This is a genomic window from Streptomyces sp. bgisy027, assembly GCF_057710365.1.
The window spans coordinates 46,602-58,821 of sequence record NZ_JBYIVZ010000061.1; the positions used below are offsets into that span (position 1 = coordinate 46,602).

14 protein-coding genes are annotated in these 12,220 nt (G+C 70.2%); 7 read left to right on the plus strand and 7 right to left on the minus strand.

Annotation, left to right across the window (positions count from 1 at the left end; translation table 11 throughout):
* Positions 1 to 53: 53 nt before the first annotated feature.
* The 3 genes from AC3ETA_RS40635 to AC3ETA_RS40645 all read right to left on the minus strand — a co-directional run bounded on the left by AC3ETA_RS40635 (position 54) and on the right by AC3ETA_RS40645 (position 3,063).
* Positions 54 to 857: a transglycosylase SLT domain-containing protein gene (locus tag AC3ETA_RS40635; protein WP_432197926.1), complete on the minus strand. Its 804-nt coding sequence runs from the start codon at positions 855 to 857 to the stop codon at positions 54 to 56.
* Between the two features lie 299 nt (positions 858 to 1,156).
* The gene (locus AC3ETA_RS40640; protein WP_432197927.1) at positions 1,157 to 2,365 is read right to left on the minus strand and encodes an S-adenosylmethionine:tRNA ribosyltransferase-isomerase; all 1,209 of its coding nucleotides are present in this window, start codon (positions 2,363 to 2,365) and stop codon (positions 1,157 to 1,159) included.
* Entirely contained in the window at positions 2,362 to 3,063 is a 702-nt protein-coding gene (locus tag AC3ETA_RS40645; protein WP_432197928.1) for an SDR family NAD(P)-dependent oxidoreductase, read from the minus strand. The genes AC3ETA_RS40640 and AC3ETA_RS40645 overlap by 4 nt, the downstream gene beginning before the upstream one ends.
* A gap of 240 nt (positions 3,064 to 3,303) precedes the next feature.
* Between AC3ETA_RS40645 and AC3ETA_RS40650 the strand changes: the two genes are divergently transcribed.
* The 3 genes from AC3ETA_RS40650 to chpE all read left to right on the plus strand — a co-directional run bounded on the left by AC3ETA_RS40650 (position 3,304) and on the right by chpE (position 5,497).
* Complete coding sequence (locus AC3ETA_RS40650) at positions 3,304 to 4,449, plus strand: GAF domain-containing sensor histidine kinase (protein WP_432197929.1); 1,146 nt, start codon at positions 3,304 to 3,306, stop codon at positions 4,447 to 4,449.
* The gene (locus tag AC3ETA_RS40655) at positions 4,442 to 5,083 is read left to right on the plus strand and encodes a response regulator (RefSeq protein ID WP_432197930.1); all 642 of its coding nucleotides are present in this window, start codon (positions 4,442 to 4,444) and stop codon (positions 5,081 to 5,083) included. Before AC3ETA_RS40650 ends, AC3ETA_RS40655 begins: the two co-directional genes overlap by 8 nt.
* Before the next feature lie 168 nt (positions 5,084 to 5,251).
* Positions 5,252 to 5,497, plus strand: a complete 246-nt coding sequence (gene chpE, locus AC3ETA_RS40660) for a chaplin ChpE (protein ID WP_392859078.1) — start codon at positions 5,252 to 5,254, stop codon at positions 5,495 to 5,497.
* 173 nt (positions 5,498 to 5,670) lie between these two features.
* On the opposite strand, the gene AC3ETA_RS40665 is transcribed toward chpE, so the two are convergent.
* Positions 5,671 to 6,459, minus strand: a complete 789-nt coding sequence (locus tag AC3ETA_RS40665) for a hypothetical protein (RefSeq protein ID WP_432197931.1) — start codon at positions 6,457 to 6,459, stop codon at positions 5,671 to 5,673.
* A 146-nt stretch (positions 6,460 to 6,605) separates the two neighbouring features.
* On the opposite strand from AC3ETA_RS40665, the gene AC3ETA_RS40670 reads away from it, so the two are divergent.
* The 3 genes from AC3ETA_RS40670 to AC3ETA_RS40680 all read left to right on the plus strand — a co-directional run bounded on the left by AC3ETA_RS40670 (position 6,606) and on the right by AC3ETA_RS40680 (position 9,031).
* Positions 6,606 to 7,403 carry an ABC transporter ATP-binding protein gene (locus AC3ETA_RS40670; RefSeq protein ID WP_126903004.1) on the plus strand — a complete coding sequence of 266 codons (798 nt, stop codon included), beginning with the start codon at positions 6,606 to 6,608 and terminating at the stop codon, positions 7,401 to 7,403.
* 94 nt (positions 7,404 to 7,497) lie between these two features.
* Positions 7,498 to 7,929 (plus strand): NfeD family protein, encoded by a 432-nt coding sequence (locus tag AC3ETA_RS40675; protein WP_432197932.1) that lies wholly within the window; start codon positions 7,498 to 7,500, stop codon positions 7,927 to 7,929.
* Positions 7,930 to 8,074: 145 nt separating this feature from the next.
* Entirely contained in the window at positions 8,075 to 9,031 is a 957-nt protein-coding gene (locus AC3ETA_RS40680; RefSeq protein ID WP_359052747.1) for an SPFH domain-containing protein, read from the plus strand.
* 133 nt (positions 9,032 to 9,164) lie between these two features.
* Here the strand turns inward: AC3ETA_RS40680 and AC3ETA_RS40685 are convergent, their stop codons facing one another.
* From AC3ETA_RS40685 to AC3ETA_RS40695, 3 genes are all read right to left on the minus strand, one after another.
* The gene (locus tag AC3ETA_RS40685) at positions 9,165 to 9,671 is read right to left on the minus strand and encodes an HNH endonuclease (RefSeq protein ID WP_432197933.1); all 507 of its coding nucleotides are present in this window, start codon (positions 9,669 to 9,671) and stop codon (positions 9,165 to 9,167) included.
* A gap of 145 nt (positions 9,672 to 9,816) precedes the next feature.
* The gene (locus tag AC3ETA_RS40690) at positions 9,817 to 10,356 is read right to left on the minus strand and encodes a YbhB/YbcL family Raf kinase inhibitor-like protein (protein WP_432197934.1); all 540 of its coding nucleotides are present in this window, start codon (positions 10,354 to 10,356) and stop codon (positions 9,817 to 9,819) included.
* Positions 10,357 to 10,399: 43 nt separating this feature from the next.
* Positions 10,400 to 11,182: a sporulation protein gene (locus AC3ETA_RS40695; protein WP_432197935.1), complete on the minus strand. Its 783-nt coding sequence runs from the start codon at positions 11,180 to 11,182 to the stop codon at positions 10,400 to 10,402.
* Between the two features lie 139 nt (positions 11,183 to 11,321).
* Between AC3ETA_RS40695 and AC3ETA_RS40700 the strand changes: the two genes are divergently transcribed.
* The gene (locus AC3ETA_RS40700) at positions 11,322 to 11,972 is read left to right on the plus strand and encodes a DNA-3-methyladenine glycosylase (protein WP_432197936.1); all 651 of its coding nucleotides are present in this window, start codon (positions 11,322 to 11,324) and stop codon (positions 11,970 to 11,972) included.
* Positions 11,973 to 12,220: the final 248 nt, after the last annotated feature.

Here is a 12,220-nt window from a genome sequence, read left to right on the forward strand (position 1 = left end):
TCAGGAGGGTGCCGCCCTTCGGCGTACGGATCAGAGGCCCGCGCCTACCTCGCTCAGTACGCGCTGTTGACGTTGTCGATCGAGCCGTACCGGTCGGCCGCGTAGTTGGCGGCGGCGGTCAGGTTCGCGACCGGGTCGTACTGGCTGTGGGCGGTGCCCGGGACGTGGTACGCGTCGAAGGTCGGCTTGATGACCTGGAGCAGACCGATCGACGGGACGCCGTTCTGGGCGTTGATGTCCCAGTTGTTGATCGCGTTCGGGTTGCCCGAGGACTCACGCATGATGTTCTTGTGCAGACCGTGGTAGGTGCCCGGGATGTTGTGCTTCTTCATGATGTCCAGGGCCTCACGGATCCAGCCGTCGAGGTTGTTGGCGTAGGTCTTCTTGGCGGCGACGGGCTTGACCGCGGCGCGCTTGGCGGACCGGCTCGCGGCCTCCTTCGCCTTGCGCTCGGCGGCGGCCTTCTTCGCGGCGGCGGCCTTGGCGGCCCGCTGCTTGGCGGCGGCCTGGGCGGCCACGTGCTTGTCGTGGGCCACGGCGGCGCGGTGCTCGGCGGCGGCCACGGCGGCGCGGTGCTTGGCGGCGGCCACGGCGGCCTTGTGCCTGGCCGTCATCTCCGCGGCCTTCACCTTCTCGCCGGCGAGCTGGTCGGTGACGCTGCCCTTGACGTCCTTGATCTGCTCGTTGCTGTAGGCCACCTTGCCCGCGGGGGCTTCGGCCGTGGTCGTCGTGGCGTTGCCGGGTACGGCGGAGATGGCCAGGGCAGCGGCACCGAGCGTGGTGACACCTGCGATCGCGATCTTCTGACGCTTGTTGATGGAACGACTGAGACCACGGTTCTTGGTGTTCTTGAGCATGGCAGTGGGACCTCTTCGAATAGCGCGGAGGTCGCTCGCTGTCCGACACGGGACACGGGTGCTTCCTGCACAAACGCCGCGGGCTGAACCCACGGCGCTGAGCGACGAGAGCCATTGTTAGCGGCCGCAAAATTGCCTGGCAAAGGTGTGACGTACGATCCTCGATAGTGGAGCCGGGAAGGGCAAAATAGGACAGACAGGGCCGTCCGTGCCGCTCAAAAGGGACGTCGCTACCTACTACGGACTTTCGTACGTGATGTGGACCCTATGCGCGGGCTCACACCGGCCGACTGTCGGTCTCACCAGGAGTTGCTGAAGCAATGCTCTGTGTGAGGGTTCTCGGCCGGGAGGATGAGGTGCACGTCGCCGAACTCGTGCCACAGGTAGAGCCCGCGCAGCGCCTCCTCGTAGCTGCGGCCGATCGCGTCCCGCCCGGCGACCGCCTCCAGCATCAGAAGATGCGACGCCTCCGGCTCGTGCAGCCCGGTCAGCAGCCCGTCCACCACCCGCACCCCGCGCTCCGGTGTCACGACGAGATCCGTCCACCCCTCACGCGCGCGTACGACCCCGTCGGCGTCCGCCGCCGACTCCACGGCCCGTACGGCCGTCGTCCCCACGGCGACGACCCGGCCGTCCCCGGCCTTCACCGCGTTGATCAGCCGGGCGGACGCCTCCGGCACCGCGAACCGCTCCGGATACGGCGGCTCGTGCGCCTCGGCCGAGGCCACCCCGGTGTGCAGACTGATCGGCGCGACCTGCACGCCCCTGCTGACCAGCTCCGTCACCAGCCCGACCGTGAAGGGCCGCGCGGCGCTCGGCATCTCCGCACTGCCCGCACCGTCGGCCGACGGCAGCGCGAACACCGTCTGGTACACGGACAGCGGCTGATCCCGCTCGGTGTAGGAGTAGCGGATCGGCCGCCCGTGCGCCCGCATCAGCCCGAGGACCCCCGAGCCCGCGCCGGCCGCCGAGCGGTCCGCCCCGCCCTCCGGACCGTGGCGGTCGACGGGCCCGCTGCCCCCTGGCCCGGCGACCCGAGCCCACCACAACCGCTCGCTCCCCGTACTCAGCGGCTCCTCCAGGACCAGCCGCAGCCCGCCCGGCAGCCGCACCTCACCACCCGCGGGCCCTCCCGCCCGTCGCCCGCCACCACCCTTCCAGCGAGCGCCTCGCGCACTGCTCCATACATGCGCGCGCGTAGTGCCCCGCTCGTCCGGATCGCGCAGCTCGACAGCCCACCGCCCGTCGTCCCCGCGCGTGGAGAAGTGCACCACCACGCGCGCGTGCCCGACCCACCCGTCCACGGCCGCGGCCAGCGTCTCCGACGTGTTGACGACCAGCAGATCCCCGGCCCGCAGCAGCCGCGGCAGCTCACGGAACGTGTGATGAGACACCGCGGTGCCCCGCGACACCAGCAGTCGTACGGCATCCCGGCCAAGCCCCGGCCCTCGCTGCTCGGCCGGAACCCGCGCCGACAACTCCCCGGGCACCCGCACCGCCGGCGTCATCGCCGCCCCTCCAGCAGCGCCGGAGCCCCGTAGCGGCCGCTCGCCGGACGCTCGTCCAGCAGCCGCAGGAACGCCGGCACGACACTCGCCGGCGCCGGCCGCGGATCGTCGTCGTCCGGTACGGCCGCCGCGTACAGGTCCGTGGCCATGTCCCCGGGGTCCACCGCCCACACCCGCAGCCCGGCCTCCTCCTCGCCGAGCACCGCCGCGAGATGGTCGAGGGCCGCCTTCGACGCCCCGTAACCGCCCCATGTCTCGTACGCCTCGGCCGCCGCGTCCGAGCTCACCGTGATCACGGCCCCGGTCCGGGCCGCCCGCAGCAGCGGCAGCGCCTCCTGCACCAGGGCCAGCGCGGCGACCACATTCACCTCCAGAGCCCGCCGCAGCCCCGCCGGCGGCAGCGCGTCCAGGCGCAGGAGCGGCTCGGCGCCCAGCGCGCTGGCGTTGCTCACCAGCAGATCCACGCCGCCCAGCTGCCGGGCGGCCGCCACCAGCGCGGCCCGGTGCCCGGCGTCCGTGACGTCCCCCGGCACCGCCGTCACGCGCGTGCCGTGCGCTTCCCTCAGCCCGGACGCCGTCTCCTTCAGGACCTCCGGCGTCCTGGCGTCCAGCACCAGATCCCAGCCGCGCGCGGCCAGCGCCTCGGCGAGCGCCCGCCCCAGCCCCTTCGAGGCCCCCGTGATGATCGCTACCGGCATGACAACCGTCCCCTCGTCCAGCCGCCTCGGATCGGCGGTGCCCTCAACGTAGGAACGGGGCCGCCCGCACCGCCTCGGACGCGGGCCGCAACATCGCGGGGCCCTTCGTCCTAGGCCGAGCACCCGGGGCCGTTCGCCCTACGTCGCCGACCGGGGGACCAGAGGACTAGGACCGGCGCCCCAGCCGGCCGCCGCCGCAGGTCCGATCCGGCTGTCACACCCCGCCGGTACGGTGAGGGCATGAGTCAAGCCCCCAGGTCCGGCCTCTCCGCGGTGAGCTCCGCGTTGCTGGCCATGAGCAGGCATCTGGAGGTGCGCGACGTCCTCAAGACGATCGTCGCCTCGGCCCGCGAACTGCTCGACGCGCAGTACGCCGCGCTCGGCGTGCCGGACGACCACGGAGGCTTCGCCCAGTTCGTCGTCGACGGGGTCAGCGACCGGCAGTGGAAGGCCATCGGCCCGCTGCCCCGCCAGCACGGCATCCTCGCCGCGATGCTCCAGGACGCCAAGGTCGAGCGCCTCGCCGACGTCCGCAAGGACCCCCGCTTCGAGGGCTGGCCGTCGGCGCACCCCGACATGTCCGACTTCCTGGGCCTGCCGATCCGCGACGGCGACGAGGTCATCGGCGCACTGTTCCTCGCCAACAAGAACTGCCTCAAGCCGGAGGGCAGCTGCGGCTTCACCGCCGAGGACGAGGAACTCCTCTCCATCCTCGCCCAGCACGCCGCGATCGCCCTGACCAACGCCCGCCTGTACGAACGCAGCCGTGAGCTGACCATCGCCGAGGAGCGCTCACGCCTGGCCCACGAGCTGCACGACGCGGTCAGCCAGAAGCTGTTCTCGCTGCGCCTGACCGCCCAGGCCGCCACCGCCCTGGTCGACCGCGACCCTGCCCGCGCCAAGGGCGAGATGCACCAGGTCGCCGCGCTCGCCGCCGAGGCCGCCGACGAACTGCGCGCCGCGGTCGTCGAGTTGCGCCCCGCCGCCCTCGACGAGGACGGTCTCGTCGCCACCCTGCGCACCCAGATCCAGGTCCTCGACCGCGCCCACAGCGCCCGTGTCACCTTCGCCGGCCGCGGAGTGAAGGCCCTGCCCTCCGCCCAGGAGGAGGCCCTGCTGCGCGTCGCCCAGGAGGCCCTGCACAACGCCCTGCGGCACTCCGGGGGCGAGCACGTCGACGTGACCCTGGACCGGCGCGGCGGCGGAGCGGTCCTGCGGATCATGGACGACGGCAGCGGCTTCGACCCGAAGGCGGTACGCCGCGCGGGACGCCATCTCGGCCTGGTCTCCATGCGGGACCGGGCGAGCGGCGTCGGCGGCACGCTGACCGTGGAATCGGCGCCCGGCAAGGGCACCGTGATCGAGATGGAGGTCCCCGGTGGCTGACGCAATCAAGGTGCTGCTCGTCGACGACCACCAGGTGGTCCGCCGGGGCCTGCGCACCTTCCTCGAAGTGCAGGACGACATCGAGGTCGTGGGGGAGGCCGCGGACGGCGCCGAGGGAGTGGCCCGCGCCGAGGAGCTGAAGCCGGACGTCGTCCTCATGGACGTCAAGATGCCGGGGATGGACGGCGTCGACGCCCTGCGCAAGCTCCGCGAGCTGGACAACCCCGCGCGCGTGCTCATCGTCACCAGCTTCACCGAACAGCGCACGGTGATCCCGGCCCTGCGCGCGGGCGCCGCCGGGTACGTCTACAAGGACATCGATCCGGACGCGCTCGCCGGAGCCATCCGCTCGGTCCACGCCGGACACATCCTGCTGCAGCCCGAGGTCGCGGGCGCCCTGCTGTCCCAGGAGGAGGCCAACTCGGCGCAGGGGAGAGGGGGGTCGCTGACGGAGCGGGAGCGCGAGGTGCTCGGGCTGATCGCGGACGGCCGCTCGAACCGGGAGATAGCCAGGGCCCTGGTCCTGTCCGAGAAGACCGTCAAGACGCACGTCTCGAACATCCTGATGAAGCTCGACCTCGCGGACCGCACCCAGGCCGCCCTGTGGGCCGTACGCCATGGCGTGACCGGCTGAAACGCTCTGCGCAGGGCGTGACGGACGGCAGTCCGGAGGGTTCCGCTCCGGACTGAGATTCATACCGTCGTGGGAATGTCCCCCGGATGGCGCATCCTTCGTGGATCTCCACCGTTCTCCAGTGCGTGCTGCGGCGACTGCCGCGGCAATCGCAAGGAGGGCTTAGAAGTGAAGAACCTGAAGAAGGCAGCGGCCGTGACGATGGTGGCGGGTGGCCTGCTGGCCGCCGGTGCCGGAATGGCCTCCGCCACCGACGGCGCGCACGCCGACGGCCAGGCCGTGGGCTCCCCGGGCGTCGCCTCGGGCAACCTCGTCCAGGCCCCGGTCCACATCCCGGTCAACGTCTCGGGCAACAGCGTGAACGTCGTCGGCGTCCTGAACCCCGCCTTCGGCAACCTGGCCGTCAACAAGTGACGACCCCCCAGAACAGGCAGTGACCTCCGGCCTCCCGGGCTTCCCGGGGGGCCGGTCTGCTTGCCATCGACCAGCCCGTCCGGCGATCGAGGACAAGGCCCGTTCAGGGCCGACACGGGGTCTGGGGGCGGAGCCCCCAGGTACGGCAACGCCCCTCACCCGGCGCCCCACACTCACCGCACCCCCCGCTCCCGCTCCTCCACAACGGAGTTGTACGCGGCCACCTGCGCACGCCGGGCCACCCGCTCAACCGGCCGCAACGCCTCCGTCCGAGCCCCCATCTCCGCGGAGCTCACCGCACCCCCGTGCCCGTTCTCCCGCGCCAGCGACACCAGCAGCCCCACCCGCTGCGCCAGCTCCAGCACCCGAACCGCCCGCGGCGGATACCCCGGCGCCAACACCTCCCGCCCCCGCTCGGCCCGCGCCCGGTACGCGTCGATCGCCGCCTCGGCCACGGGCCCCGATCCGGCCACATCCAGCCGGGACAGCACCTCGGTCGCCTCCCGCAGGCCCTCCGCGAGCTCCCGCTCGGCCTCACCCAGCGACGGCACGTCCGCCGGTGGAGCCTCCCGGACCGGCAGCACCTGCCAGACGACCTCGACATGCACATCACCGTCGGGCCCGGCCTCGTACACCCCCGGCACCAGCCCGAACGCGGCACCGTGACAGATCACCGCCTCCTCGGCATCCATCGCCCGCGCGTTGAACTCCGGCGGGCCGCTCAGCCCCAGCGGATGCCCCGGCGCCGGCAGCGCGATCCGCAGCCCGCTCACCCCGAGTGTCCGCAGCCGCCCCAACCCCAGCGTGAGCCCCACGGGCGCCGACTCGCCGGGCACCCCCTCCACCCGGTGCACGGCGTCGTCACCGACGATCTCGTGCACGGCGTCATCCGGTGAGACAAGTCCGGCCAAAAGGGCATTTCCCCAAGCGGCAAGGCGTCCTGAACGTGGTTCCGAGAGCATGCCCCCACCCTAAGGACCGGACCGATGGAATGAAGGGGTGGACCGGTGGCGTAGATTTCGTTGAGGGCTGCGCCCACAGGCGCACGCGACCACCGAGACGCCGAGACGCCGAGACCGGTCACACTGCAAGGGGAGACAACGCGCTCATGAGCGATGTTCTGGAGCTTCAGGACGTATCCGTGGTCCGCGAGGGCCGGGCTCTGGTGGACCAGGTCTCCTGGTCGGTCAAGGAGGGCGAGCGCTGGGTCATCCTCGGCCCGAACGGCGCCGGCAAGACCACCCTCCTGAACGTCGCGTCCAGCTACCTCTACCCGACCAAGGGCACCGCCACCATCCTCGGCGAGACCCTCGGCAAGCCCGGCACCGACGTCTTCGAGCTGCGCCCGCGCATCGGCGTGGCCGGCATCGCCCTGGCCGAGAAGCTCCCCAAGCGCCAGACCGTCCTCCAGACGGTGCTCACCGCCGCGTACGGCATGACCGCCACCTGGAACGAGGACTACGAGGACGTCGACGAGCAGCGCGCCCGCGCCTTCCTCGACCGCCTCGGCATGAGCGACTACCTCGACCGGAAGTTCGGCACTCTCTCCGAGGGCGAGCGCAAGCGCACCCTCATCTCCCGCGCCCTGATGGCCGACCCCGAGCTGCTCCTCCTCGACGAGCCCGCCGCCGGCCTCGACCTCGGCGGGCGCGAGGACCTCGTACGCCGTCTCGGCCGCCTCGCCCGCGACCCGATCGCCCCCTCGATGCTCATGGTCACCCACCACGTCGAGGAGATCCCGCCGGGCTTCACCCACGTCCTGATGATCCGCCAGGGCAAGGTGCTCGCCGCCGGCCCCATGGAGCTCGAACTGACCTCCCGCAACCTCTCCCTCTGCTTCGGCCTCCCCCTCGTCGTCGAGCAGGTCGGCGACCGCTGGACGGCACAGGGCCTCCCGCTCTCCTGACCCACACCTTCACCCCGCGAAACCCCGGTAAGAAGGGCCTTTCGAACGATCGGCGCCCTGTCGGTGACAGGGTCCGCAGTCCTACCATGACCATGTGGAAATCGACGCGTGGGTTTGGTGGTTGATCGGCGCGGCAGCGCTCGGCATCGGGCTCGTGATCACCGCGATGCCCGAACTCGGCATGCTCGCGGTCGGCGCCGTCGCGGCCGCGGTCGCCGCCGGCGTCTTCGGCGGTGACGCCGTGGTCCAGGTCGCGGCCTTCGTCGTCGTCTCGACCGCACTCATCGCCGTCGTACGGCCCATCGCCAACCGGCATCGCGCACAACGTCCCCAACTCGCCACGGGCATCGATGCGTTGAAGGGCAAGCAGGCCGTCGTTCTGGAACGCGTCGACGCCTCGGGCGGCCGTATCAAGCTCGCCGGAGAGATCTGGTCGGCACGCGCCCTCGATACCGACCGCGCCTACGAAGTAGGCCAGGAAGTGGACGTCGTGGACATCGAGGGGGCCACCGCGATCGTCATGTGACCGCGCACCGTGACCTCGCACGACGTAACTGGCGCGAACGCGCCACGGGGTACGCGACGGTCTGTCAGACTCGAGCAGCAAGATCTTCAACAAGCATAAGATCTGCCGAAGTTGCCGAAGCGGAGAAGGGGTACGGGGAACGACGATGGAACCGGTCATCATCGTCCTGATCATTCTGGTGGTGTTGGTCTTCATCGCCCTGATCAAGACGATCCAGGTCATCCCGCAGGCGAGCGCGGCCATCGTCGAGCGCTTCGGCCGCTACACGCGGACACTCAACGCGGGCCTCAACATCGTGGTCCCGTTCATCGACACCATCCGCAACCGCATCGACCTGCGTGAACAGGTCGTGCCGTTCCCGCCCCAGCCGGTGATCACTCAGGACAACCTGGTCGTGAACATCGACACCGTCATCTACTACCAGGTGACGGACGCACGGGCGGCCACCTACGAAGTCGCCAGCTACATCCAGGCGATCGAGCAGCTCACGGTCACCACGCTCCGCAACATCATCGGCGGCATGGACCTGGAGCGCACCCTGACCTCCCGCGAGGAGATCAACGCGGCTCTGCGCGGCGTCCTCGACGAGGCGACGGGCAAGTGGGGCATCCGCGTCAACCGCGTCGAGCTCAAGGCGATCGAACCGCCCACCTCCATCCAGGACTCGATGGAGAAGCAGATGCGCGCCGACCGTGACAAGCGCGCCGCGATCCTCACCGCCGAAGGTACGCGCCAGGCCGCCATCCTCACCGCCGAAGGTGAGAAGCAGTCCCAGATCCTGCGCGCCGAGGGTGAGGCCAAGGCCGCCGCCCTGCGCGCGGAAGGCGAGGCCCAGGCGGTCCGCACGGTCTTCGAGGCGATCCACGCCGGCGACCCCGACCAGAAGCTCCTCTCCTACCAGTACCTCCAGATGCTCCCGAAGATCGCCGAGGGCGACGCCAACAAGCTCTGGATCGTCCCCAGCGAAATCGGCGACGCCCTCAAGGGCCTCTCCGGCGCCATGGGCAACCTGGGCGGCCTGGGCGGCGGTTCGGGCAACGGCGGATCGCCCAACATCCCCGGCCAGGCGACGGAACGCCGGGAGAAGCCGTCGATCGACTGAGCTCTGTCGTACGCAAGAGGCCCGCCTTCTCGACGAAGGCGGGCCTCAACGCCCTCAGGGGCGCGGGGAACTGCGCGACAAGCCACAACGAACCCGCGGCCTACGAACCACCGATGGACCCACGGCGATCAGTTCAGGCCGCGTCCCTCGCGAGCCAATCCGGCAGCGCAGCGAACTCATCCGCCCCCAGCGTCAGCAACATCGCATCGGCGGGAGTCGGCTCGAACGGCTCCCGAAGCAACGGCATACCCGCCTGCTCAGGCGTCCGGTCCGCCTTCCGGTGATTGTCCTCCGCACACGAGGCGACCGTGTTCAGCCACGTGTCCTGCCCACCGTGCGACCGCGGCACCACGTGGTCCACGGTCGTCGCCCGACGCCCGCAGTACGCGCACCGGTGCCGGTCCCGCACCAGAACACCCCGCCGCGACCACGGAGCTTGTCTTCGGAACGGCACCCGTACGTACCTGCACAGCCTGATCACCCGGGGCGCGGGTATGTCGACCTCGGCTCCACGCATACGCAGTTCGGGGTGGGCCTGCTCGACGACGGCCTTGTCCTGAAGCACCAGAACGACGGCTCGATTCAACGTCACCGTCGACAGCGGCTCGAAGCTCGCGTTCAGTACCAGCGTGTCCCGCATTGCAGCCCACCTCCCGTGCGCACCTGCCCACCCCCTGGCGGACTGGGATCAACTCTGGCCGGGCACGCCGAGATGGACAACGAAATAAAAAATGCCCGCCCCCGATCACTTCCATGACCGGGGGCGGGCAAACGTTCCATGAACGTCAGGATTCGGCGGGCACCTCGTACACGGCGATCACATGCGCACGCGCGAGCGTGTGGAACCGCAGATTGAAGCCGACGGCCGCCGGGCTCGCGTCCGAGTCCGGACCGAGCTTGTCCTGGTCCACGGCGTACACCGTGAACACATAGCGGTGCGGCCCGTCCCCGGGCGGCGGCGCGGCACCGGTGAAGTCCTTCGACCCGACGTCGTTCCGCGCCTGTACGGCACCCTCCGGCAGCCCCTCGAACTTGCCGCTGCCCGCACCCGTCGGCAACTCGGTCACGGAGGCCGGGATGTCGAAGAGGACCCAGTGCCAGAACCCGCTCCCCGTGGGGGCGTCCGGGTCGTAGCAGGTCACGGCGAAGCTCTTGGTCTCCGCCGGGAAGCCCTCCCAGCGCAGCTGCGGCGAGGTGTTGCCGGCCGCGTGCACCTGAGCGTCCTTGAGGATCCCGCCGGCCGCGACGTCCTCACTCGTGACCGTGAAGGACGGCACGGGCGGATGGAAGTCGTGGGGGAGCGGCCGCCGCTTGAGCTCGGTCACTTCGATACCTCCTGACGAAACAGTGGAATCAGCAGTTCCGAGCCTAGAACCAGTTGCGCTTGCTGCCGACCTCGGACAGCCACTGGTTGAGGTACGCCGCCCAGTCGGTCCCGTGGAAGTCGTTCAGACCCACCTGGAACGAGCGGAAGGTGTCACTGCCCTCGCTGAACAGCCCCGGCTTCTTGTCCATTTCGAGGATGACGTCCATCGCGTTGCCGTCCGCCACGAAGCTCAGCTCGACCTGGTTGATCCCGCGGTACTGCTGCGGCGGGAAGAACTCGATCTCCTGGTAGAACGGCAGCTTCTGCCGCGTACCGCGGATGTGGCCGCGCTCCATGTCCGCGTTCTTGAAGCGGAAGCCCAGCTGGATGAAGGCGTCGAGGATCGCCTTCTGCGCCGGCAGCGGGTGCACGTTGATCGGGTCCAGGTCGGTGGAGTCCACGGCCCGGGCGATCGCCAGCTCCGTCGACACACCGATGTTCATGCCGCGCAGCGCCTGACCGTCGATCATGGTGACCGGCGTCTCCCACGGGATCTCAAGCCCGAACGGCACCGCGTGCACCGCGCCGGGCTGAAGCTCGAAGGCACCGCCGAGCTGCATCTTCGTGAACTCGATGTCCTGCTTGTACTCCGAGTCCTGGCTCTCGACCTCGACACGGGCCTGAAGACCCACGGACAGGCCCTCGATGTTCTGGCTCACGGACCCGCCCTGAATCCGCACCTCGCCCTGGACGACACCGCCCGGAACGACGTTGACCTCGGTCAGCACCGTCTCGACCGAAGCACCGCCGGCCCCCAGGCTCGCGAGCAGCTTCTTGAACGCCATGACTCTCCTCTTCTCAGAGTGGATCCCTGATCCCTACAAACGCGATCCGGCCGTGGCCGGTTCCGCGCCCCACCCTGGCAAGGCGCACGCTTCCTGACCACCCCGTCGTGACCACCCGTCTCCACTACCCTCGGACGGCATGATCGCGACCCCCGACCGTACGCCCCTTCCCCGGGACTTCTTCGACCGCCCCGTCCTGGAGGTCGCCCCCGATCTCCTGGGCCGGATCCTCGTACGCACCACCCCGGACGGTCCGATCGCCCTGCGCCTCACAGAGGTGGAGGCCTACGACGGCCCTGATGACCCCGGCTCGCACGCCTATCGTGGCCGCACACCCCGCAACGGCGTGATGTTCGGTCCCCCCGGGTACGTCTACGTCTACTTCACCTACGGCATGTGGCACTGCATGAACCTGGTGTGCGGCCCCGAGGGCCGGGCGAGCGCGGTCCTGCTGCGTGCCGGGGAGATCGTGGAGGGCGCCGAGCTCACCCGTAAACGTCGACTCTCGGCCCGCAACGACAAGGAACTGGCCAAAGGCCCGGCTCGCCTGGCCACCGCCCTGGACGTCGACCGCGCCCTGGACGGTACGGACGCCTGCGCCTCGGGCGAGACCCCGCTGAGGATCCTCGCCGGCACCCCGGTCCCCTCCGACCAGGTACGGAACGGTCCACGCACCGGAGTGGCAGGTGACGGTGGCAAGGGTGACATTCACCCGTGGCGCTACTGGATCGCCAACGACCCTACGGTCAGCCCCTATCGGGCCCATGTCCCCAAGCGTCGCTCAAGTTGACGCGCCATGACGCGGCGCGTAACGTAGCCCGAGCCGCTGAACCGGGTACTGCGAAGTCAGCAGCCGGAGCGGCCAACCCACTACCTGGCGACATCCCCTCAGCGGGGTCGATTCCGGCGTGCCCGCATGCCCGAATTCGAATCCGCAGAACCCCGATTATGAATCGGGCGGGGGAATCGGTTAGCGTAGTGAATGTCGAAAGGCAGACGGGCGAAAGCCCAGAGCCCAAGGCAATCCCGCCGACAGGG

Excerpts from the sequence above, each read along its gene's own strand:
- AC3ETA_RS40670 (WP_126903004.1), top strand. The coding sequence starts at position 6,606 with ATGAGCGATGTTCTGGAGCTTCAGGACGTATCCGTGGTCCGCGAGGGC.
- AC3ETA_RS40640 (WP_432197927.1), bottom strand. The coding sequence starts at position 2,365 with ATGACGCCGGCGGTGCGGGTGCCCGGGGAGTTGTCGGCGCGGGTTCCG.
- AC3ETA_RS40680 (WP_359052747.1), top strand. The coding sequence starts at position 8,075 with ATGGAACCGGTCATCATCGTCCTGATCATTCTGGTGGTGTTGGTCTTC.
- AC3ETA_RS40650 (WP_432197929.1), top strand. The coding sequence starts at position 3,304 with ATGAGTCAAGCCCCCAGGTCCGGCCTCTCCGCGGTGAGCTCCGCGTTG.
- AC3ETA_RS40695 (WP_432197935.1), bottom strand. The coding sequence starts at position 11,182 with ATGGCGTTCAAGAAGCTGCTCGCGAGCCTGGGGGCCGGCGGTGCTTCG.
- AC3ETA_RS40635 (WP_432197926.1), bottom strand. The coding sequence starts at position 857 with ATGCTCAAGAACACCAAGAACCGTGGTCTCAGTCGTTCCATCAACAAG.
- AC3ETA_RS40645 (WP_432197928.1), bottom strand. The coding sequence starts at position 3,063 with ATGCCGGTAGCGATCATCACGGGGGCCTCGAAGGGGCTGGGGCGGGCG.
- AC3ETA_RS40685 (WP_432197933.1), bottom strand. The coding sequence starts at position 9,671 with ATGCGGGACACGCTGGTACTGAACGCGAGCTTCGAGCCGCTGTCGACG.
- AC3ETA_RS40700 (WP_432197936.1), top strand. The coding sequence starts at position 11,322 with ATGATCGCGACCCCCGACCGTACGCCCCTTCCCCGGGACTTCTTCGAC.
- AC3ETA_RS40665 (WP_432197931.1), bottom strand. The coding sequence starts at position 6,459 with ATGCTCTCGGAACCACGTTCAGGACGCCTTGCCGCTTGGGGAAATGCC.